The organism is Variovorax ginsengisoli, assembly GCF_030486595.1.
Taxonomy (GTDB): domain Bacteria; phylum Pseudomonadota; class Gammaproteobacteria; order Burkholderiales; family Burkholderiaceae_C; genus Variovorax; species Variovorax ginsengisoli_B.
On sequence record NZ_JAUJZH010000018.1, the window covers coordinates 112,237 to 134,182 of the forward strand.

The following is a 21,946-nucleotide window of genomic DNA, read 5'->3' on the forward strand; positions in this document are numbered from 1 at the left end:
CCGGCGCCCCGAACCGGACAAGCGCGATGATCACGCCGAAGGTCCGTGCCATGGCTGCGGCGCTTCTCCTGGCGGCGGCAGGAGCCCAGGTCGCGGGCGCCGCGGATTTCGCCGTCGAGCGCCGGCGCATGACGCAGGAGATCGAGGCGCTGGCGCGCCAGACCGGCGCCGAGACCGGCCGGCCGGCCTTCGACGCCCGCGTGATGACCGCGATGGACACGGTGCCACGGCACGAGTTTGTGCCCGCGGAGCAGATCGACGTCGCGTATGCGAACCGGCCGGTGCCGATCGGCCATGGGCAGACCATCTCGCAGCCCTACATCGTGGCCCTCATGACGGACCTGGCCAAGGCCCAACCCGGCCACAAGGTGCTCGAGGTGGGAACCGGCTCGGGCTACCAGGCGGCGGTGATGGCGCAGCTGGCCCGCGAGGTCTACAGCATCGAGATCGTCGAGCCGCTCGGGCAGCAGGCCAAGCGGCGCCTGGGGCAACTGGGCTACGGCAATGTCCAGGTGCGGCTGGGCGACGGCTACCACGGCTGGGAGGAACATGCGCCCTTCGACGCCATCCTCGTGACCGCCGCGGCCAGCCACATCCCGCCGCCGCTGATTCGCCAGCTCAAGCCCGGGGGCCGGATGGTGATCCCGGTGGGCGCGGCGTTCATGGTGCAGCAACTGATGCTGATCGAGAAGAAGCCGGACGGAACGGTATCGACGCGCCAGATCCTGCCGGTGGCCTTCGTTCCGCTCACCGGCGGGCGCTGAGCCCGGAGCGTCGATGGCCCCCGCGCCGCTGATCGCCGTGGCCCTGGTGTCGGCGGCGGCGCTGGCCTACGAGATCCTGCTGATGCGGCTGTTCTCGGTCATCCTGTGGCACCACTTCGCCTACATGATCATCAGCCTCGCGCTGCTCGGCTGGGGGGCCAGCGGCGCGCTGCTGACCCTCGCGCAAGCCGCCGTGCGGAAGCATTTCGCGCCGCTCTTCTGTGCCGCCGCCTCGGGCTTCGGGCTCGGGGCGATCGCCTGCTTCATGCTGGCGCAGCGGGTACCGTTCAATCCGCTGGAGTTGTTCTGGGACCCGCGCCAGCCGGGTTGGCTGCTGGCGGTCTACCTGCTGCTCCTGCTGCCCTTCCTGTGCGCCGGCGCCTGCGTCTGCATGACCCTGTCGCGCTTTCGCGGCCAGGTGTCGCGCATCTACAGCGTCGACATCCTCGGCGCCGGCGCGGGGAGCCTGGGCATCGTGGCGCTGCTGTTCGTGCTGTCGCCGGCCGACGCGCTGCAACTGATCGGCGCGCTCGGCTGCGTCGCGGCGGCAGTCGGCTGGATCGAATGCGGCGGTCGCCGGCGCTGGCCGGCGCTGGCGCTGCTGGCGCTGGCGGGCGTGCCCTTGGTGCTGCCCTCGGAATGGATGGCGCCCGCGATGTCGCCCTACAAGGAGCTGTCGCAGACCCTGCGAATTCCGGGCGCGCGGGTGGTGGCGCAGCGATCGAGCCCCCTGGGCCTCGTCAGCGTGGTCGAGAGCCCGCGCATCCCGCTGCGTCATGCACCGGGCCTGAGCCTCACCGCATCGACCGAGCCGCCGCCGCAATGGGGCGTGTTCACCGATGGCGAGGGGCTCAATGCATTGACCCGTTTCGACGGCCGGCGCGGCACCCTGGCCCATCTGGACCAGATCAGCTCGGCGTTGCCCTATCACCTGCTTCGCGCGCCGCACGTGCTGGTGCTGGGCGCCGGCGCCGGGCAGGACGTGCTGCAGGCGCACTATCACGGCGCGCGCCGCATCGATGCAGTGGAGCTGAACCCGCAGATCGTCGAGCTGGTGCGGGGCCCGTTCGCGGCCGCGGCGGGGGGCGTCTATGGGCCGATGGCGCATGTCCACGTGGCCGAGGCGCGCGGCTTCATCGCGGCCAGCCGGCAGCGCTACGACCTGATCCAGGTCGCTCTGCTCGATTCCTTCAGCGCGTCGTCGGCCGGTCTCTACGCACTGGCCGAAAACTATCTCTACACGGTCGAGGCCTTGCAGGACGACCTGCGCCACCTGCAGCCCGGAGGCCTGCTCGCGGTCACGCGCTGGGTCACGCTGCCTGCGCGCGATGCACTCAAGCTTTTCGCCGCCGCGGTGGTGGCCCTGGAGCGATCGGGTGTCGGCGACCCCGCTTCCCGGCTGGCATTGATACGAAGCTGGAAGACCACCACGCTGCTGGTCAAGAACGGCGCGCTGACCCCGGATGACATCGCGGCCATCAAGGCCTTCTGTGTCACCCGCTCCTTCGACCTGGCCTTCTACCCCGGCATGCGGCAGGGCGAAGCGAATCGTTTCAACGTGGTCGAGGGGCCGGACCTGTTCGACGGGGCGCAGGCGCTGCTCGGTCCGGGGCGCGGCGAATTCATGGCGCGCTACAAGTTCCACATCGAGCCGGCCACCGACGACAAGCCGCACTTCTTCCACTTCTTCAAGTGGCGCTCGCTGCCCGAACTGCTGGCCTTGAAGGAGCAGGGCGGCCTGCCGCTGCTCGAATGGGGCTACCCGGTGCTCGTCGCCACGCTGGTCCAGGCGCTGGTCGCGAGCCTGCTGCTGATCGGGCTGCCGCTGGCATGGGTCGCGCGTTCCGGCGCGCTGCGCGCAGTGAGCACAACGCCCGGCGTGTCACGCGGGCGCGTGCTGGTCTACTTCCTCGCGATCGGGTTCGGCTTCATGTTCATCGAGATCGCGTTCATCCAGAAGTTCGTGCTGTTCCTGAGCCATCCGCTGTACGCGATCGCCGGCGTGCTGTTCGCGTTCCTGCTCTTCGCCGGTATCGGCAGCGGCGTGTCGGGTCGGCTCAAGGGATGCCCGGTGGTGGCGGTGGCGGGCGGCATCGCGGTGTCGGCGGCGCTCTGCCTGCTCGTGCTGCCTTGGCTCTTCGAGCACGCGATGGGCTTGCCGGATGCGGCGCGGATCCTGATCGCGGTGACCCTCATCGCCCCGCTGGCCTTCTTCATGGGCATGCCTTTCCCGCTGGGCCTGGCCCGGGTGGAAGCGGCCGAAGCCCGGCTCGTTCCCTGGGCCTGGGGCATCAACGGCTGCGCCTCGGTCACGGCCGCGGTGCTGGCCACGCTGCTCGCGATCCACATCGGCTTCACCGCCGTGGTCGTCGCGGCGCTGCTGCTGTATGGCGTGGCGGCCGCGGCGCTTCCCGGCGGGCTTGACAGCGCATCGGCCTTCGCCGAAGGATGATCGATCGTCGAAGCGCCTTGACCCAAGAGGATGAAACCTGCCGCGATCATGCTTTGGCTCGTCACTGCCTGCGCGATGGCGCTGGCAGCACCCGCCATGTTCCAGGACCGCCTGCTCTACCACCCCGCCCGCGCGCCGGCCGCCGAGATGGCGTCCGCCGGCCTCGTCGCCTGGCCGGCGGAGGGCGAATTCCGTGGCCTGGTGGCCGAGCCGCCAGGCCCAGCGCGCGGGACGGCGATCGTCTTCCACGGCAATGCCGGACACGCCGGGCATCGCAGCTACTACGCCGCGACGCTCACCCGCCTCGGGTTGCGCGTCATCCTGGCCGAGTACCCGGCCTACGGTCCGCGCGACGGCGCGCTGGGCGAGCGCAGCCTGGTGGATGACGCTGCGCAGACCATCGCGCTGGCGCATCGGCTGCACGGCTCGCCCCTGCTTCTCATCGGCGAATCCCTGGGTGCTGGCGTGGCCGCCGCGGCGGCCGCGAGTCAACGCGAACAGGTCGCGGCCCTGATGCTCATCACGCCCTGGGACAGGCTCGAACAGGTCGCGGCTCACCACTATCCGTGGCTGCCGGTCGGCTGGCTGCTGCGCGACCGCTACGACAGCGTCGTTCACCTCGCGCAGATCGGACGCCCCGTGCTGGTGGCCGTCGCAGAGCGAGACCGCATCATTCCGGCCCGTTTCGGCACGGCGTTGTACGACACGCTGCCCGGACCCAAGCGGCTCGAGGTGGTCCGCGCCGCCGACCACAACGACTGGATCCGCTACGTCGACGATGGCTGGTGGCGCAGCGCATTGGGCTTCCTGCTCGGCGAGCCTGCTTCGCGCTGATGGAAGCTGGCCAATCCTTTCATCGAGTGTCATCTACCGCAGCACATCGACGATGAATGCAACCTGCCCAGCAGGGCGGGGTTGGGCTGGGCCATCTACTCGTTCTGCCATCCGGCCGAGATCGGTCTTCGGCGTGATATCGCCGAAGTCGACGGTCGTCATCGTAGTGATCGCCCAGTACACGCCGACCGGAATGCTCGTGTACCCGTGGGCGGGCCTTCGACCACGTACATCAGCGAACCCATGATCGGGACGACCAGCATCACGAAGGCCATGAAGACCAGAAACTTTCGCCGGGACGCGGCCAGCGCGCGGCCGAGCGCACCGAACTCATGGACGTACGACACCTTCAGCCGCAATCCCGCCGTGGAGCGCCCATAAGGTTGCGGTTCCCTTGCGCGCGAGGCCGGACTGGTCGTCATGGAAGAACTATGGACGTCGATCAAGCCGATCTCGCTTCAACATCCTCAGCCGGACTCGCCGCCCCAGAATCCGGCTCTACATAGAGGTGCCTGGCCTGGGTTGTCCATCCAGTTGGGGATGAGTTGGAGAACGAGTCAGCGCAAGATCATTGAAAGAATGCTCGGGACGATCCTTTCGTTGTCGCCACCAGTTCGATGACGCCGTCTCCGCCCAAGGCATTCGACGCCGTCGCTTGAACGTCTGCTTCTGTCGTGAAATCGTCTTGAGAGATACCTCTTATGTTCGATAGACATGTTTCGGCAAATGTGACAAAAGCGTTCCCTATGCGGCGCGCTCGGCGGCGCTCCCCCGAAGAGAAGGCGCAACCGCCCCACATTGTCATGCCCTCCCTCACCGGTCCAGAATGCAGCCTGCCGCGCCGGCTGAAGCTGGTGCTGGTCGCAGATCTGGTCGAGTCAGTCAGCCTGATGCAAGCGGATGAACTGGGTGTCATCGTGCGCTGGCAGAGCTTCCTCGCGCACGTGAGCGAGTTCATTTTGCCCACGAACGATGGGCGACTCGTGAAGAGTCTCGGCGATGGGCTGATGGTCGAGTTTGACGTCGCGCGCAAAGCCGCACGTGCGGCAGCAGCAATGCACGCATGGATGGCAAATTGCTGCGAGCCCCTCGCCGATGGCAAGCCGCTCGCACTGCGCGTGGGGCTGCATGCCGCACATGTTTTCTTGGGCAACGATGACGTCTACGGCGCCGGAGTCAACCTGGCGGCCCGCGTCGCGACGCTGGCCGAAGCGGGTGAGACTGTCGCTACCGCTCAAGTACGCGATCTGCTCGATGATGTCCTTGACGCAGACATCCAGGATCTGGGCGAATGTCATCTCAAGCACATCGACAAGCCTGTTCGGGCCTTTCGGATAGGTCCCGCCCGTGAATTCGGACGGATGCCGTCTCGCGCCATGCCGGCGCAACTGTGGGCCTCGGTCGCTGTTGTTCCTTTTGCCTGTCTCTTTTCCACGCAAGAGTTTGCAGCGATCGGAGACTTGCTGGCGGACGGCATTATCGAGCAGCTTTCGCTCTCTCCGGATCTTCACGTTGTGTCCAGGCTCTCGAGCGGAACGTTCAAAGGACGCCCGAGCTCCCTGATAGAGATTGCCACTCACCTGGATGTTCGCTACGTCGTGTCTGGAAGCTACGTCGTCACGGCTTCAAGTCTGGCGGTCACCGCGGAGCTTGCCGATGCATCGAATGATCGCGTTCTCTGGGCAACGCGGCTTCGAGGTGACTGGCGTGATCTGTTGGTTCCTGAGAGTGAGCTTATTCAACAGCTGGCAGGTGATATCCACGGCAGGTTGCTTGAGAGCACCGCCGCCAAAGCGTCGACTTGCCCGTTGCCAACACTTCAGAGCTATGAGTTGTTCCTGGGTGGCATTGCCTTGATGCACCGAGCGAGCAGCGACGACTTTGACATCAGCCGAAGTCTGCTCGAATCGATCACGGAGCGGCACCGATCTGCAGCCGCGGCACACGCATGGCTCGCCAAGTGGTATGTCTTGCGAGCGATCCAAGGCGCAATAGACGATGTTCCACGGGCGGCGTCGATCGCGCTGGAGCACACGCGCCGCGCCTTGGCGAGTGAACCAACCAGTGCGCTTGCCTTGGCCATGGAGGGTTTCGTCTATGCCCATCTGAAGCAAGACATCGACTCTGCATTGCCGCGACTGGCCAGGGCAAGGGAGATGAATCCGAGCGAAGGACTCGCCTGGCTGTTCTCCGGAGTGATCCATGCGTTCCTTGGCGACTCCGAAATGGCCCTCGCATCAGGGCACAGGGCCCTGGCCCTCTCGCCCCTCGACCCGTTGCGCTACTACTACGAGTCACTCATGGGATCTTGCGAGTTCAGCGCCGGACACTACGCGGAGGCGATCCGGTGGTGCGAAAGCTCGCGCAAGCGAAATCGTCAGCATCTGTCAACGTTGCGCGTTCTGATCGCCGCATACACGGCCGCAGACCAGGGTGCCCAAGCGCTCTTGGTCGCCAACGATCTGCGCCGCCTACGCCCCGGCTATACCGTTGCTGCCTACGAGGCGCAATCGGTCGCCGCGCGGTACCCCTTCGGACAACAAATCGCGCGCGCGCTGCGAAGCGCGGGCATTCCTGGGTGACCAACTGGAGGTAGTGACATGCTTGCACTCGGTGGTTCGGCTTTGGGTGGTTCGGCTTTGGGTGGGTCTGCACTTGGGGGATCAGGGGGATCAGGGGGGTCGGGGGGGGCGGGAGGCTCAGGTGGCTCCGGATCCACCTTGGCGGACGGATTTGCAACCCCTATTGTCGTCAGCGCGCTTTGGTCGGGGCGAGACGGAATCTTTGACTCCGAGGACCACCGGGCGTTGAACCAGGTTCCGTCAGCACCTGAAACGCTCGATCTCCACGGTCAGCTCGTTCGCTGGGAACCTTGGGTTCGACTGTCCGTTGCACAAATGGAATTGCTCAAGGGCCTTAGTTTCAGTCAAACGGCCAACAGCATGACGCTCAAAAGCGGCGAGGCGAAACTTGTCACCCTCGGGCGCCCCGACAAGTCCTTCTTTCACGAACAACTCGGTTTGGTTCAGAGCTGGGCCGAGTTGCGCGACGAGAGGGCGAATGAGATCCTGGCCCAGATCGACAATCAGTACGCCTTCATTGGAGCGGTGACCGGATTGAACATGGGTCGCCACAAATGGACCATGGAATGGTTGTCCATGGCGCTTCAATTGATCATTCCTGTGGAAATGGCGTTCAAGCACGCCTTCGGATGCTACCGTCCGGTGGACTTCTCCCCGCAGGTGCAGCCGATCATCACGACGCCCGGACACGGAACCTATCCGATGGGCCATGCGGCGCAGGCATACGCATTGGTTGTTGCGCTGGAGAACCTGACAGGGTTCACCGACGAAACGAAGGATGTGGGGCTGCAGCTTTCGCGGCAGGCCGAGCGTATCAGCGTGAACCGTGTCGTCGCCGGAGTGCACTTCCCCGTCGATGCGTTCGCTGGCGCCGTGCTCGGTCGAACGCTGGGCGAGTACTTCCTCCGCCTGTCTGGCCTGCAGACTACGTGCTTGGAGCGCAAGTTCGAAACGGAGTCCGTGGCTGACAAAGCGGCAACGCTCGATTTTCCCGGAGACGGCCTGCATCGCGATTGGTCGACCTTCGCCAAAGTCGCTGAGGTGAAATCGGTCAAGACTTCCGAGTTCTTGAGCGCAATCGCCAAGCTCGCCCAAGCAGAGTGGGGGGATCCGAACCCAAAGGCGCAATCATGAGCGCGCCTGAAGTTCAACAACTTCTTCTCGACGGCAAGGCCGATGCGTACCTCGAATGGGGGCTGAAGACTGACTTTCGCTTCCTGGGCAAGAAGAAGGAACCGATCGGACTGTTGCTGAAATGGGCAACGAAGGACATCGCGAACTGCATCGAGGACGCGGAGAAAATTCAAGAGGGGCTCGATTTTTCGGACGTTTACAAAACCAAGTCCATCTGTGCGCTCGCGATCCCTGCAAGCGACATGGTGACGTTCTTGACGCAGACCGAGCCTCGAATCGAGGCGATCGAGCTGTCCTCGGCGATCGTGGTCCGTACCGAAGCGGAACAGCTGAAAGAAGAGGCCGATGACCTTGAGAGGGCCTTGGCGGCCGGCCGGGAGGCTCCCAGCTATTCCAATCCCGCCCGTCCGCGTTCTGAGGTTCTGCTCGCTCTTCTCGATGACAGTTGTGCCTTTGCCAACTCCCGATTCTTATCAAGTGATGGTCCGCGCGTCTGGTTCCTTTGGGACCAGAACGAACACTCCAACGGAGTGACGCCCACTTCAAGATCCGGGCCAACCAAGCTGTCCGATTTTCGTTACGGTGGGCAATGGTGCCGACAGGATTTTGCGACGGCGCTCGATGCTGCCCAAGGAGACGAAGACCTCGCCTACCATGCAGCAGGCGTCTCCGGATTGAGGCGGCGGGCAACACACGGAACTCACGTGATGGACCTGTTGGCTGGGGGGCTCGAGAAGCCAATCGTTGCCGTCCAGTTTCCCAGCGCCGGCATCGAGGATTCATCGGGGCGGTGGCTCTCGCGGCACGTTCTTGATGGACTGCACTACGTCATTCAATGTGCGCATGAGGACACCAGACGAATAGTCGCAAACATCAGCTGGGGGCCGCAAACCGGCCCGCATGATGGCTCAGCCCTCCTTGAGGAAGCCATCGACGATCTCGTTGAAAAAGACCCTCGCCTGGAGGTCGTGTTCCCTGCGGGCAACTCCTTCAGTTCAAGGGCGCACGGGTCCGCCAGGTTGAGCGACGGATGCAAGGGTTTGGAGTGGGTGGTTCCACCGGATGGGAAGTCGCCGGCATTTCTCGAAATCTGGTGGCCGCCAGGCATAGCCCCTGAGGATGTCGAACTGACTGTCGAAGCGCCTGACGGAACAGGCCTGACCGTGACTGGGCGAGGATTTGTGGCGGCCCCGGAGGATCGGTGGTCGATAACACTGATCAAGGCGCGGAAGAACGGCGCCATGGCCCTCGTTGCCATCAACCCAACCGGCGGAGCAGAGGGGTCTTGCTGTGGCCGACACGGCATTTGGAGGGTCACCGTCGAGCCTCTGGAAGGTGTTGAAGATCTGCATATGTACATCGCGAGAGCTGACCATGACATGGGCGCTCGACGCCGTGCTCGATCGAGCCATTTGAATGATGCTTGCTACGGGCTTTCGCGCTTTCGAGCCGCTTCGGAGAGGGATTCTGAGGCGCCAGGCTCGATCATTCAGCGCGCGGGCACCTTGAACGGTGCGGCCACTGGTGCGAGGTGCACGCTCGCCGCCGGGTATCTCGGAGATGACCAGACGCGTCGACCCGCGCCGTACTCGTCGTCGGGCCCTGCCAGAGGCGGAACAAAGGATGGACCGGATGCCGCATACCAAACCGACTATTCGCTGGGTGTGCGAGGCATTCGGGCCTCCGGCGTCCGTTCCGGAACAACTGTTCGACTTGTCGGGACGAGCATGGCTGCTCCGCAGAGAGCGCGCGAGTTGGCTTTGCAAGTAGTGCCAGCGCGGGGAGCGGCTCAGAAACAGCAGGAAACTGTAGATGGATCTGCGCCATCTTCAGAGCCGGTCAATCCCGCCGCCCTTGCGGACCGTCACCGCATCGGCGGCGGGTATCGACCTGCTCTTGCTGGCAAGCACGGGGAAAGGGCCGGGCAGAGACCGCCAATTTCGTCAGAGGACGGTAATTCCGAACGCACTCGAAGCGCACTCACAAAAGGAGGAATGTCATGAAATTCACAGCCGGCGAGCATTGGTTGGCCATCGACTACAAGTTGCCGCACGAAAAGAGGATCTACAACGCAGCCCCTTTCGTGGTCGAGGCCACCAAGGGGAAGAAACGGTCCGCCACGACGTACGCGTTCGATACTGAAATGATTGCGCCCGGGGGGTCCTGGGAGCTCCCTGCGCAGGCGACCTTCATCCATGAGCGTGTTCTGAGGGGCGCGGATACGCCGCCCGGCGACACACCCGAATAGGCAGTTGGCTGGTGGTTGCCGCTCCTGCGGTGGCGGCCTCCACTTCCGCGGCGAGCCGGTGTCGATGTCGACCTGCGCCGCGGATGGAAGCTCGTCGAGTGTGGACGGCCGGACCACGTCGCGGCGGGCCATCGATGGATCGGTTCGTGGCGCCCGTCGCGGCTGGCATCCTGCTGCAGCGCCACCTGCTCGGCGCCATGTTGCGCCACGCCCTTCGGATGATATCAACATGCGACGCGCGCTGTCGTCTGGAGGCGGCACCTCCGCACGACCGGCTGGCGCCGCAGGTCTATTCGCATTGCACCAACGTAGCCTGTCATTTGGGTTCGTTCACCACGGGCAGCGAGAAGGCGAACAAGGCGCCACCACCGGGATTGTGGGATGCCCAGAGCTTGCCGCCATTCGCTTCAATCAGCTTGCGACAAATCGCCAAGCCCACGCCCAAGCCGCTGGATTTGGTCGAATAGAACGACTCAAAGACGCGTTCGAGGTCGCCCTTGGCAATGCCAGGGCCGCTGTCGGCGATCTCCACCAGAACTTCGTCGGATTCACTGGGTCGCACATCGATGGCGATCCGCCTTTCATGCCCGGGAGGCGCCCCGTCGATCGCTTCGATGGCATTGCGTAGCACGTTCAGGACGACCTGCTGAATGTGCACCTCGTCGACCTCGACAGTCGGCAAGGGCCGCACCGCTGCGAACCGGATGTCGATGCCTCGAAGTTCGCAGTCCCTTCCCAGCATCTCGGCGCTTTCCTCGACCGCCCGAGCCACATCGATCGACTTGGGCTCCAACTCGTGGCGCTGAGTCATGCTCCGCATGCGGGTCACAACGTCGCCTGCGCGCTGTGTCTGTGCGACCATCTTGTCGAGGAGTTCAACAACACGCTGCACATCAGGAGATGCCTCACCAATCCGGCGGCGAGCCGCCATCGCGTAGTTTTCGATCGCACCGAGCGGCTGGGTGAGCTCGTGTGCCAGGGCCACCGACATCTCTCCAGCGGTGTGGAGCCGGACCAGATGCGCCATGCGTTCGCGCCAGTGAACCGCTTCCGCTTCCGCGGCGAGCTTGCGACGCTCAATGGCTTCACGTGCTTGCACGCTGCCGAACACCTGGGCGAGAAGACGAATGCCTGGCATCAGCGCGTCTGGCCATTCATGTCCGTTTTGAGAACACGCGATGGAGAAGGCGCCTGCATTGCGGTCCGAGACGTTGACCGGCATCACGAGAAGCGACCGCACGCCCAGCGCACGCAGCGCCTCGGCATCTTCGCCCGCTTCCTGCGGCAGGTCGGCAATGCGCGCAAGACGGACGGTGTCGCCTTCTGACACGCGAGCACGAACCCACGGAAGTGCGAGCGCACTCACCTCGGCCCAGCTCTTTGGCAGGTCGATTGCATCCGCTTGCCAATTCCGAGTCGCGTCCTCGTGACCATCCTTGCCGAAGCGCAGCCAGAGTGCGACCTGATCAGCCCCGATGAACTCGCCGATCTGACGCAAGCCGGTGGAAATCGCGTGATCTGCCTGCTGTGGCGTCGCGAGGGCCAGGCTTCCGAGGATGCTGCTTGCGAGCCGCTCGAAGCCCAGGACAAGATCGAGTTCTTCCTGCGCGCGCTTGCGTTCCATGGCGCTGCCGAACATCTGCGCCAGCAGATGCAGGCGGGGCAGGAGCTCCGCCGGCCAACTGCGTTCGAAGCGGACGCAGGCGAAGTTGAGGGCCCCCTGCAGTTGCCCTGCAATGAAGAACGGCATCATGACATGGGATTTCATGCCGATCTTGCGCCAGGTCTCCTTGTCGAGACTGGCTTCCGCCGGCAAGTCGTCCAGGCGAGAGAACACGACCGGCTCGTTGGCTCTCGCTTTCGTCAGCAGCCACGGATTGACGACTTGGGCTGGGAGAAATTTGGGTGCCCGCACGACACCTTCGACGGCGTAAGAGTGTGTGATCTCGACACTGCCGTTGATCGTCAGCACGCGGCCTAGCGAACAACGGCAGATGCCGAGGAATTCCACGATGCGCGCCAAGCACACTTCCATGACGCGATCGAAGTCTTGGACGGACAGATTGATGAATGAGGCGGACAGCTCCGCCAGGAGCTGCTCGAAGCCAAGCAGGTCGCTCGCCACAGGTGGCGGGAGCGTTGGAACGGATGGACTCGGCTCAGTCATCGGAAGCTAGAATTCTCCGCAGTCTTGCCATGAGGTGGTGCGCATGCGTCAGATCCGTTCCTTCATTTCTGTGCTTGTGCTCGCGCTTCACCTGGCGCCAGGAGGTGTCTCCCATGCGCAAGGCAGCAGCGTTGGGGTGACAAAACTCTTGTTGCCGTTCGAAGGTGGTTCGGGCCGACCTGTTGCGGAATCGCTGGCCGAGGGCGCTCGGCTTCTGCTCGGCCGGACGGTCGTGGTCGAGAGCAGACCCGGCGCCAGCGGACGCATCGCTGCGATGGCGCTGAAACGTGCCGCACCGGACGGCACGACGATCGCGCAGTTCCCGATCGTGGTGCCGGTCATGGCGCCGCTATCCTTCAAGGAAGTCCCCTACACATCGCGTGATTTCGCACCCATTTCGCAGATAGCGACCTACGATCTGGCCCTCGCTGTACCGAACGCACACCCCGCAAGGACCGTCGCAGAACTCGTCGACTGGTTGAAGAAGAATCCGCCCCAACGATTCTACGGAAGTCCGGGTGCAGGAACGTTGCCCCATTTTCTCGGCGTGATGATCGCCAAGGCGATCGAGATCGACATGACGCATGTGCCATACAAAGGCGCCGCTGCCCTGAAGGTGGATCTCGTCGAGGGCACCATCCCTTGCGGTATCTCAGTGGTTTCCGACCTCATCGACCTGCACCGCGCCGGGCGCATCCGGATCCTTGCAACATCTGGCGAGAAACGGCTTTCCCAACTTCCTGATGTGGCGACGTTTGCCGAGCAAGGTTATCCGCGCGTCGTGGCCAGCGGCTGGGTTGGCATCTTCGCGCCAGCCGGTACACCGCGGGCGATCATCGATGAATGGTCGGCGGCGCTCGTCACGACGGTGCGGTCGGCGGCGACACGGCAGAGGCTGATCAACCTGGGGGTCGAGCCGACCGGCACGTCGCCCGACGAGTTCGCGGCCATCGTCGAGGCAGACGTGGCCCGCTGGGCGCCCATCATCAAGTTGTCCGGCTTTCAGGCCGAATAGAGACGGGCCGGCCTTGGGCGTTTTGATCGCCCATCAACGCTTGCTGACGAGGCTCCGTATGACCTGGACATATCCTCCGGCGACGTGGGCCTGCTGAAGCACTCCCTTGTCCCTCAACAGTCGGTGCATCCGGCGCAGGTTGTATGAGGGAACGGTCGGCACCAAGTGATGCTCGATGTGGAAGTTGACGAAGTTGGGTGCGAACAGCAGGCGCTCCCACCACGCCGCGAGGACCGTGCGCGTGTTCGACCAGATGTCTTGGCTCACCGTGCCCGGAAGTGCGCCATGCTCAGCGGCATTTCGGATGCGGCTGACCACCATGTATGTGGTCAGCCAGGTCGCCGGCCACAGCAGGTAGGCGATCGCATGCCCGCAGGCCCACAACAGGACGAACGCCAAGGCATGTATGAGCAGCATGCGGCGGGCGTTCCACAGCAGGTGTCGCACTTTGCACGTTCCGGGGCTATCGCCATCCATTGCTGCGGATTCGGCGCTCTGCTTCTTGTAGGCATAGCCGAATCGCAGCTTCTCAGGCTCCGCATGCGCATACAGCACGGCGAGAGTGGCCGCCGCCTTCAGGCCTGTGAGGCCGAGCACGTCGCGAAGAAGCTTGCGCGCCAGTGAGGCTGGGGTGACCGGATAGCCACGGTAGTTGGGCAGGTCCGGGTCGTCCTGCGTGCCGGTCTTCACGTGGTGGGTCATGTGATAGCTGCGATAGATCAACAGGTCGGCGAACACCGGCGCGGCGCACAGCCACTGGCCGATCCAGTCGTTCAGCGGGCGAGAGGGCGTCAAGGAGCGATGCGCGCACTCATGCATGAGGATGCCCAATCCCAACTGGCGGCCGGCCAGCACCAGCATGGCAAGCGCTACCGTGGCAATGCCGGGCCGGGCGATGACCAGGGCAAACGTTGCCGCGATCAGGCACCAGTTGACCAACAGCATCCAGGCTGCCTTCCAGGTGGACTTGCGCTGCAACATCAGCAGCTCTTCGCGGCCCAGCAGTGCGCGAACTTCATTCATGGGGAATCTCCATATGCAATCTCGAATGCTCCGATTGAATCAAAGGCACGGCAGAATCTGTTGTCATGAAGCGCCAGATACGTGACACGAACGCACAACCTGCCCCCGCTCCGGTACGCGTGGCCATCCTGCTTCCCGACCGAGCGTGGGCAGGCTCAGTGCTGCTGGTGCGCGACCTGCTCCAGGCCGCCGGCACCCTTGCGGCGCGCAATAGCGACATAGCCGCGAGTGCACTGTTCGACGTTCGCCTGGTGGCGCGGAGCAAGGCTCCGGTCAGCAGCTTCGGCGGCCTGCCGCTGACGCCGGACCTGACGCTGAAGCGAACGGGTGATTTCAGCGTGGTGGTCGTGCCCGCGCAGTTCGCGCCGGCAGCCGAAACGACCGAAGACGACGCGGCGTACTGTCAGTGGCTGCGACGGCAACATGCAGGTGGCGCACTGGTGATGAGCTTCGGCGGCGCGCTGCTGCTGGCCAAGTCAGGCCTGCTCGATGGGCGCGAGGCCACCGGATTGCTGAGCGAGCGATCGATCATCCGCCGCCGCTTTCCGGAGATCCGCTACCAGTCCTCCCTCAGGATCGTGGCGGCCGCCGACATCATCACGGTGTGCGGCATCGGTCCCACGGTGGACGCGTGTGCCCACCTGATCGAGCGATTCTTCGGCATGCAGCGCGCACGTCGCTTCCTGAGGCACACCAGTACCGACGCGCTTCCTGCCGACAACAAGCTCGCGCTTTGGAGCGCCGCGTACAAGCGGCACGGCGACGCGCAAGTACTTGCGGTGCAGGAGATGCTCGAGCGCGAAATGGATCCGGTGCCGAGCCTGGCTGCGCTGGCACAGCACGTCGGATTGAGCGAACGCAGCCTGTCGCGACGCTTTGCCGACGCCGTGGGCTTCAATGTGCGGCAGTACGTGGCCAGGCTGCGTCTGGAACACGCGGACCACCTGCTCGCCACGAGCCGCATGGCGCTGGCGCATGTGGCGCGCGAATGCGGCTATTCGAGCGCCAGCGCCCTGAGCCGTGCATTTGCCCTGATGCGCGGCAGGACTCCCCGTAGCCACCGGCTTGAGCATGCAGCCCGGCGTCAGCGACGCTGAGCCAGGGGAGACGTGGCCGCCCATTGATGCCAGCGGACCGGGCGCAAAGTTCATCACAGGCATCGCGGCTGGTCTGGGCAGTGGTGTCAGGTTGACCGTATCGAGAGATCAGATTGTCAACGGCGTGCTGCTGGCGAACCGGGTCGAATTTAATTGTTCGATTCGCTCAGCGGACATTGGCGCCGGTCAACCGCGGGGCAATCGACGCGTTGGTGAAGATCGGGGCCCTCATTTCATCACGGAACATAATGAAAAAGTACTCATATCTCGTAGCCGCCGGATGCGCCTTGCTCGGCCTGACCAGCGTCGCGCGCGCGGTCAACATCGACATCAATGTGGGCACGCCAGCGCCGGTCTACGTCGCACCGCCCCCTGTGTACGTTGCCCCGCGACCGGTGTACGTACCTCCGCCTGCACAGGTGGTGGTTGTGCCCGGCTGGTATGGCGAGCGGTACTACGATGGGCGTCGCTATTGGGGCCGGCACGAGTGGGAGGCCCGCCAGCACCACGACCGAGACCGTCATCACCACGAAGGCAATCGCTACCACTGCCCACCGGGCCACGCCAAGAAGGGCGAGTGCTGACCGGTCAGCCAGCCGGTAGCAGGCCGACGGTTCTGGTTCGAGGCCCAAGCTCGAACGCGTGCTCTAGACTGGATGCGGGCCTTTTGCGGTAGTCCGCCGAGTGCACCGCGGATCTCGCTATCCTCGCCCGTTGGCTACGCCGAAGAGCTCGACGACGCCTATCGGCAATCTCTGAGTCGCGACGCGCTGCTCGAAGCTCTGAACGAACTGCTGGAAGCTGAGGGCGCATCGCGACAACATCGATCGAGCGGATGCGGCGCTGCCTGCGGCGCCTTCCGAAACCCACTCAACGTGGTGAAATCTGCATTCCGACCGCCGCGCAGAACTCGGGGAGAAGACACCTGGCCGGAAGCAAGAACATCCGGGTCTCCAGTCGCTCGAGATCGCCGGGACTCATATCGATGCCCAGATAGGTGAGCTTCTTGTTGCGAAGGTCTGCGAAGCCCGATTCATAGCGCCGCGCCAGTTTGCGCCACAGGGCGTGCGCGCCCGCCGACTGACGCGCCCCTGTCATCAAGCAGCTTCCGGTGGCGAGCGCCCAGTCGTAGACGGCCGTCGCGATTCCTTGCCGTTGGTATTGGGGCAGATAGCGTGAATGAGGAGAGCGAAGATGCCGATCCGCCCGACGGTCGACTTCGACCAATCTGTTGAAGACCGTGCAGCCGGCCAGACATCGTCGCTGCATGTCTTCGACGTACGCATAGCGCTCGCCGTCGACCTCCCGGACGTGCACCTTGAGATGGGGATCGCGAAGGACGAAGCTTGGCAGGCCGTGAAGTTGGTCGCCTGGCGTTTGAATGCGCTCGTAAATGTGGGTGAGCGGGTCGCCGCGGTTCGTCGCGGACGGATCGACATCGACCCGAAGTTCGGCCGGGCGATAGAAGGGGATGCGGAAATGAGGGAACGGCAGGGCAAGGATCATGGCTACTGCTCCGGCCTGGCCAACAGGTGCCGGGTGGCCATCGGGTCATGGCGTGCGGGGGATGGCGTCGGCATTCCGGGGATGGGGTCGATACGCAAATCGTGAGGTACCAAGCAGACGTCGCAACCCGACCACCGCAGCACGCGGTGTGCCACGCTCCCGAACAGATATTCCGAGAATCCGGAACCTCTGGACCTTCCGACCACGATGAGATCGGCGTTGGAATGCTGTTGTTGAATCACCGCCTGGCGCGCCACATCGTTGGGGCTGACGCTGTTGCGCCTGTCTGTCGACGAATCGCCCACCTGAAACGGCTCGATCTGAGCGCCGCCGTCGAGCCTTCGAGCCAGTTTCAGCAGCTTCTTGGAGCAAGACGTCGAGTCGATCGCCACCAGGATTCGACGATAGCGATGAGACACCTCCAATCGGGCCAGCAGCACAGGGCAGGGCACGAGTCGCTGCAGGCGCTCGATTGGCATGCCGCGAAAGAAGAACCCGGCGGACTCCTTCCAATGCTCGCCGACGACCAACATGTCCGCCCATCGGGCTTCCTTGGCGACTCCTTCCAGGCCACCGCGAGGGTCGGCAACGGTCTTTGCCAGAATGTTGAAGCGCGTGTGAACCTCCCTGGCGAGTCGCTTCACCTGCTGCTCAACATCCGGGTCGAGGGAGCCACGGAAATCCGACGGCGTATACATGATTTTCAGCAAGGCGCGCCGCGGCTCAGCGAGCATCGCCGCACGAATCAGCGCGCGATTGCCCTGCTGAGAGAGGTCGGTGACGGCGAGAATCGAATGAGAGTTCATGGCTGTTCTCCTGAGGGCGTGGAATCGCAGCCCTCGAGACGATGACGACGGAATCGGCGTTGGTTCGGTGGCATTGGTGAACGGGTTGCGCTCCCAACTCTTGCGGAAGGTGCTCATGGTCCACCGAACACTGCGGCCGGATTGGGAAGGCGCGGTGGATTTGGCGCGCCGGCCCTGACCCGGCGCACCTCGGACCCTGCCGTTGAGATCCGCTTCACGGCGCAGGCGCTGGGTGCCGGCTCGTAGTCGTGCGGTACCACGAGCACGTCGGTGTCCGAGTAGCTGACGATTCGGTTCGCGGTGCTTTCGAAGAAGAGGTCGCTCAGTCGCGAGGAGGGTCGCCTGCCGACGACGATGAGCTCTGCGCCGCTGTTCTGTTGCTGCACGATCGTCTGTCGGGCAGCGTCACCGTGGCCGACCGCGGACAGCACGCGATTGCGCCTGGAGTCGTACGAGTCCGTCAGCCTGAGCATCCTGTCCTGAGCGTAGCGCCGGCACTCGCTGCGGTAGGCCTTGATGGCACGGTTCGAGACCTCGGCGTACCGAAGCTTCCCTTCGTTGGCTGAGCTGATCGCATGGAAGAGCTCGACCTGGGCCGACGGACTGAGAGCAAAGCCAAGTTCGACAAGCCCTCGTGACGCCTGCGTGAAGTCGACCGCCACGATCAGACTGCGGTAATCGTGCGTGGCCGCGCGCCGCACGACGAGAACGGGCCGCTTCGTGGTTCGAAGCAGTTCCTCGACCGGCTGGCCCGTGAAGAACGTTCGCAGACTTCTAACGGCGGCTGTGCCCCAGACGACCAGGTCAGCGCTGCCCACTTGAGGCAAGAGGTCCCGGACGGTGAAGGCAAGTCGGCTCACTGCGCGCACCGGCACGCCGTGTCGCTGGCTGAGTTGCAGAGCGTGGTGCGCCAGTCTGGTGGAAGCATCTTCAGGCGGAGCCTCGCCAGGGTAGGCCAGGTAGACGAGCTTGAGTGTCGCGCCGTGCTCCGCGCTGAGAAGGGCTGCGCGAGCGAGCGCATTGTTTCCGAGTGGGGAAAAATCGGTTACCGCGAGGACGGAGTGAGGGGTCATGGCAAATCCTTTCGAAATGGCTAGCGCCAAGCTTCCTGCGCGCGACATCGCGACTTCGGGAATACGTGCTGCTGCGGGCGGCTCATTCGAGAGCCGTCAGGGTCGACCTGGCGGTCGCGGGCCTACCGGGGAGAGCGGAGGAAGCTGCTGGCTTGGAAGCTTTGAGAGGCGAGCGAGATCCAGATCGGTGAGCGTGCGCTCGCCGTGAACAACTGCATGCATGGCAGCACTCCATCGAAACGCGAACGCCGTCTTCGAGGTGGCATCCGCGACCGCGCGAAGCTTTTGCCCGGCGGTGGATGTATGCGCTGAAAGGGGAGAGAGCGGACCGCCGGGCTTAGGAATGTGCTGGCGTCAGCTGACGACGAGCCCTCTTTGCAGCCGCACGTGCGTAGGTGGCTGCGAGAAGCAGCGCAGCCAAGGCAACGTGGGCGCAAATCAGGGTGGTGGTCATGAGGGGAGTGTAGGCAGTCCAATCAATCCTGCAATCGTCGGGGCCGATGTCCTCACGGTCTTTGCCAGATTGCACGGCTCGACTCTCATTGGGAAACTTGGTCGAGCACTGCGCTTGCAGCATCAATGCTCGGCCGCACGATATTTGTCCGGGGAGGCACCACGTCAGGGCAGCAGTTCGAAACTCTCCTGCAGTACATCGCGTGAGTCGAGTCCGACCTGCACGTTGAATGCGCCGGGTTCCGCGACGCGCTTGAGTTGCTGGTTGTAGAAGCTCAGCATCGTCTCGCCGATCGGGAAGCGCACCACCTGCGTCTCGCCCGGTTGCAGCTTCAGCTTGCGGAAGCCCTTGAGCTCCTTGACCGGACGCACGACCGACGCGACCACGTCCTGAATATAGAGCTGCACCACCGCGTCGCCGGCGCGGTCGCCGCTGTTCTTCACCGTGACGCTGGCCTCGAGCGTGCGGCCCTTTCGCACCTTGCGCGACGACAGCACCAGGTTCGACAGTGTGAAGTCGGTGTAGCTCAGCCCATAGCCGAAAGGGTACAGCGCGCCTTGCGGCTCGTCGAAATACTGCGAGGTGTAGTTGCCGGGCTTGCCCGGCGTGAAAGGCCGGCCGGGGCGTGGGAAGTTGTAGTACGTCGGAATCTGCCCCACCGAGCGAGGCAGCGAGATCGGCAGTTTCCCCGATGGATCGGCGTCGCCAAAGAGCACATCGGCGATGGCATTGCCGCCTTCGGTGCCGGCGAACCAGGTCTCCAGCATTGCGTCGGCATTGGCTTTCTCCCAGCCGAGTGTCAGTGGGCGGCCGTTCATCAACACCAGCACCAATGGCCTGCCCGTTGCCTTGAGCGCTTTCAACAGAGCCTGCTGGCTCTCTGGCAGATCGAGGCGCGTGCGGCTCGACGACTCATGCGACATGCCGCGCGACTCGCCCACCGCAGCCACGACCACGTCGGCCTGCTTCGCCGTCGCCACGGCCTCGTCGATCATCTCTTGCGGCATGCGGCCGTCCTGCACGATCTCCTGCGCCTCTCCGTTCGGATAGTTCATGTAGTCGACAATCGATCTGTCTTCGGTGACGTTCGCGCCGCGTGCGAAGAGGAGCCTCGCCTTGTCGCCAATCGCTGCCGCCATGCCTTGACGCAAGGTCACTGCCAAGGCCGGCACGCCCTGGGCCGACCACGCGCCCAGGATGTCGACCGGCGAATCGGCGAGGGGGCCGACCAGCGCGATCGTTCCGGTCTTGCGCAACGGCAGCGTGCGGTTGCGGTTTTCAAGCAGCACCATCGACTTGCGGGCCACGTCTCGCGCCGGCGCGCGATTCAGGCGGCTGTCGGCCTTGAGATCTGCCGGGTCGTCCTCGGCCTTGCCGATGCGCAGGAACGGATCTCGGAAAAGGCCCATGTCGTACTTGGCGCCCAGAACCTCACGCACTGCGTTGTCTATGTCGCCTTCCTGGACCTGGCCGGACTTCAGCAGCCCGGGCAGCTCTTTGATGTAGCTCTCGTCGGCCATGCTCATGTCGACGCCGGCCTTGATTGCGAGCTTTGCGGCTTCGGCCTCGTCACGCGCCACCCCGTGGCGCAGCAGTTCGGCGATGGCACCGTGGTCGCTTAGCGTCACTCCTTTGAAGCCCCAGTCCTTCCGCAGCAGGTCCTGCAGCAGCCAGGTGTTCGCCGCGGCCGGCACGCCGTTGACGGCGTTCAGCGCGAGCATCACACCGCCCGAACCCGCGTCGATGGCCGCGCGGTAGGGCGGCAGGTAGTCGTTGTACATGCGCATCGGGCTCATGTCGACGATGTTGTAGTCGCGCCCGCCTTCGACGGCGCCGTAGAGCGCGAAGTGCTTGACCGACGCCATGAGGCTGTCGGGCTTGGCTGCCGAATCGTTCTGGAAGCCCTTTACCATCGCACGCGCCATCTGCGACACGAGGTGTGGGTCTTCGCCGAAACCTTCCGAGGTGCGACCCCAGCGGGGGTCGCGGGCGATGTCGACGGTCGGCGCAAACGTGAAATCGATGCCGTCGGCGCTGGCCTCTTGCGCTGCGACGCGTGCGCTCAGACGGACCGCTTCCAGGTCCCAGCTCGATGCGAGGCCCAGGCCGATCGGGAAGGTGGTGCGGTGGCCATGGACCACGTCGTAGGCAAAAAACACCGGGATCTTCATCCGGCTGCGTTGCATGGCTGCATCCTGAAGGGGACGCTGTTCTGGGCGACTGACGACACCGAAAGAGCCACCGACGCGGCCGGCGGCCACTTCCTCGGCAAGCTTGGACGCTGGCATCGACGGGCCGAAGCTGATGAGGCGAAGCTGGCCGATCTTTTCGTCGAGTGTCATCTGCCGCAGCACATCGGCGATGAACGCACCCTTGTTGCCTAGCAGGGCGGGGTTGGGCTGGGCCATCGCCATCGGCGTGGCCAAGCCGGCGAGCAGGCCCAGCAACCAAGGTGTTTTCATCAATGCGGCTTTCGGTGGGCTCTGAGCGGAAATCAGGACCAATTCTTGCGGGTCTGATCGCGAAGAGGACCTCGAAGCTCACTCTCTACCGCATCGTGCGCCGAGGCGCGGCCTGTAGGTCGGGAGGGTCCCCGAAGGACTGTCGATAGTCTATCCAGCTTCCCGCGGCTCGATGCCGGCCGCCTGGCACGCGCCGACGAGATGCTGTCGATCGCCGCCTGGCGCCCGCGCGCGTTCACTTCAACGAGCGCGCGATTCCCGGCGTGCGCGTGGTGATGGACGCGGCCAACCTCGATGCCCTGCTGCCGATGCGGCGCTGCGTGTGGTCG

At 64.3% G+C, this 21,946-nt stretch carries 16 protein-coding genes and 1 pseudogene; 10 read left to right on the forward strand and 7 right to left on the reverse strand.

Features of this window, described 5'->3' with window-relative positions; genetic code table 11:
- Positions 1-26: 26 nt before the first annotated feature.
- The 3 genes from QZH52_RS23390 to QZH52_RS23400 are packed head-to-tail and all read left to right on the forward strand — an operon-like array spanning position 27 to position 4,050.
- Positions 27-764: a protein-L-isoaspartate(D-aspartate) O-methyltransferase gene (locus QZH52_RS23390; protein WP_301812939.1), complete on the forward strand. Its 738-nt coding sequence runs from the start codon at positions 27-29 to the stop codon at positions 762-764.
- Positions 765-777: 13 nt separating this feature from the next.
- Positions 778-3,216 carry a spermine/spermidine synthase domain-containing protein gene (locus QZH52_RS23395; RefSeq protein WP_301812940.1) on the forward strand — a complete coding sequence of 813 codons (2,439 nt, stop codon included), beginning with the start codon at positions 778-780 and terminating at the stop codon, positions 3,214-3,216.
- A gap of 30 nt (positions 3,217-3,246) precedes the next feature.
- A complete protein-coding gene (locus tag QZH52_RS23400; protein WP_301812941.1) occupies positions 3,247-4,050 on the forward strand; it encodes an alpha/beta hydrolase in 804 nt (267 codons plus the stop codon).
- Between the two features lie 111 nt (positions 4,051-4,161).
- On the opposite strand, the pseudogene QZH52_RS23405 reads toward QZH52_RS23400, so the two are convergent.
- Positions 4,162-4,391 (reverse strand): annotated as a pseudogene (locus QZH52_RS23405) (ion channel); the annotation flags it as partial.
- 462 nt (positions 4,392-4,853) lie between these two features.
- Between QZH52_RS23405 and QZH52_RS23410 the strand changes: the two are divergent.
- The 4 genes from QZH52_RS23410 (at position 4,854) to QZH52_RS23425 (ending at position 10,014) form a co-directional block, all read left to right on the forward strand.
- Complete coding sequence (locus QZH52_RS23410) at positions 4,854-6,632, forward strand: adenylate/guanylate cyclase domain-containing protein (protein WP_301812942.1); 1,779 nt, start codon at positions 4,854-4,856, stop codon at positions 6,630-6,632.
- A gap of 315 nt (positions 6,633-6,947) precedes the next feature.
- Complete coding sequence (locus QZH52_RS23415) at positions 6,948-7,766, forward strand: phosphatase PAP2 family protein (RefSeq protein ID WP_301812943.1); 819 nt, start codon at positions 6,948-6,950, stop codon at positions 7,764-7,766.
- Positions 7,763-9,769: a S8/S53 family peptidase gene (locus QZH52_RS23420; protein ID WP_301812944.1), complete on the forward strand. Its 2,007-nt coding sequence runs from the start codon at positions 7,763-7,765 to the stop codon at positions 9,767-9,769. The genes QZH52_RS23415 and QZH52_RS23420 overlap by 4 nt, the downstream gene beginning before the upstream one ends.
- On the forward strand, positions 9,766-10,014 hold the full coding sequence (locus tag QZH52_RS23425; RefSeq protein WP_301812945.1) for a hypothetical protein: 249 nt from the start codon (positions 9,766-9,768) through the stop codon (positions 10,012-10,014). Before QZH52_RS23420 ends, QZH52_RS23425 begins: the two co-directional genes overlap by 4 nt.
- A 316-nt stretch (positions 10,015-10,330) precedes the next feature.
- Here the strand turns inward: QZH52_RS23425 and QZH52_RS23430 are convergent, their stop codons facing one another.
- Positions 10,331-12,139 carry a sensor histidine kinase gene (locus QZH52_RS23430; RefSeq protein WP_301812946.1) on the reverse strand — a complete coding sequence of 603 codons (1,809 nt, stop codon included), beginning with the start codon at positions 12,137-12,139 and terminating at the stop codon, positions 10,331-10,333.
- 85 nt (positions 12,140-12,224) lie between these two features.
- Here QZH52_RS23430 and QZH52_RS23435 point away from each other — a divergent pair, with 85 nt between their 5' ends.
- Positions 12,225-13,196 (forward strand): tripartite tricarboxylate transporter substrate-binding protein, encoded by a 972-nt coding sequence (locus tag QZH52_RS23435; protein ID WP_301812947.1) that lies wholly within the window; start codon positions 12,225-12,227, stop codon positions 13,194-13,196.
- A gap of 33 nt (positions 13,197-13,229) precedes the next feature.
- Here QZH52_RS23435 and QZH52_RS23440 read toward each other — a convergent pair whose 3' ends face one another.
- A complete protein-coding gene (locus QZH52_RS23440; protein WP_301812948.1) occupies positions 13,230-14,219 on the reverse strand; it encodes a fatty acid desaturase family protein in 990 nt (329 codons plus the stop codon).
- Between the two features lie 65 nt (positions 14,220-14,284).
- On the opposite strand from QZH52_RS23440, the gene QZH52_RS23445 reads away from it, so the two are divergent.
- Positions 14,285-15,316, forward strand: a complete 1,032-nt coding sequence (locus tag QZH52_RS23445; protein ID WP_301812949.1) for a GlxA family transcriptional regulator — start codon at positions 14,285-14,287, stop codon at positions 15,314-15,316.
- Between the two features lie 248 nt (positions 15,317-15,564).
- Positions 15,565-15,900, forward strand: coding sequence for a hypothetical protein (locus QZH52_RS23450; protein WP_301812950.1), 336 nt, complete (start codon positions 15,565-15,567; stop codon positions 15,898-15,900).
- Between the two features lie 286 nt (positions 15,901-16,186).
- Here the strand turns inward: QZH52_RS23450 and QZH52_RS23455 are convergent, their stop codons facing one another.
- The 4 genes from QZH52_RS23455 to bglX form a co-directional block, all read right to left on the reverse strand.
- On the reverse strand, positions 16,187-16,822 hold the full coding sequence (locus QZH52_RS23455) for an N-acetyltransferase (protein ID WP_301812951.1): 636 nt from the start codon (positions 16,820-16,822) through the stop codon (positions 16,187-16,189).
- Positions 16,823-16,824: 2 nt separating this feature from the next.
- On the reverse strand, positions 16,825-17,628 hold the full coding sequence (locus QZH52_RS23460; RefSeq protein WP_301812952.1) for a universal stress protein: 804 nt from the start codon (positions 17,626-17,628) through the stop codon (positions 16,825-16,827).
- Between the two features lie 113 nt (positions 17,629-17,741).
- Entirely contained in the window at positions 17,742-18,701 is a 960-nt protein-coding gene (locus tag QZH52_RS23465) for a universal stress protein (RefSeq protein WP_301812953.1), read from the reverse strand.
- 618 nt (positions 18,702-19,319) lie between these two features.
- On the reverse strand, positions 19,320-21,617 hold the full coding sequence (gene bglX / locus QZH52_RS23470) for a beta-glucosidase BglX (protein ID WP_301812954.1): 2,298 nt from the start codon (positions 21,615-21,617) through the stop codon (positions 19,320-19,322).
- Positions 21,618-21,946: the final 329 nt, after the last annotated feature.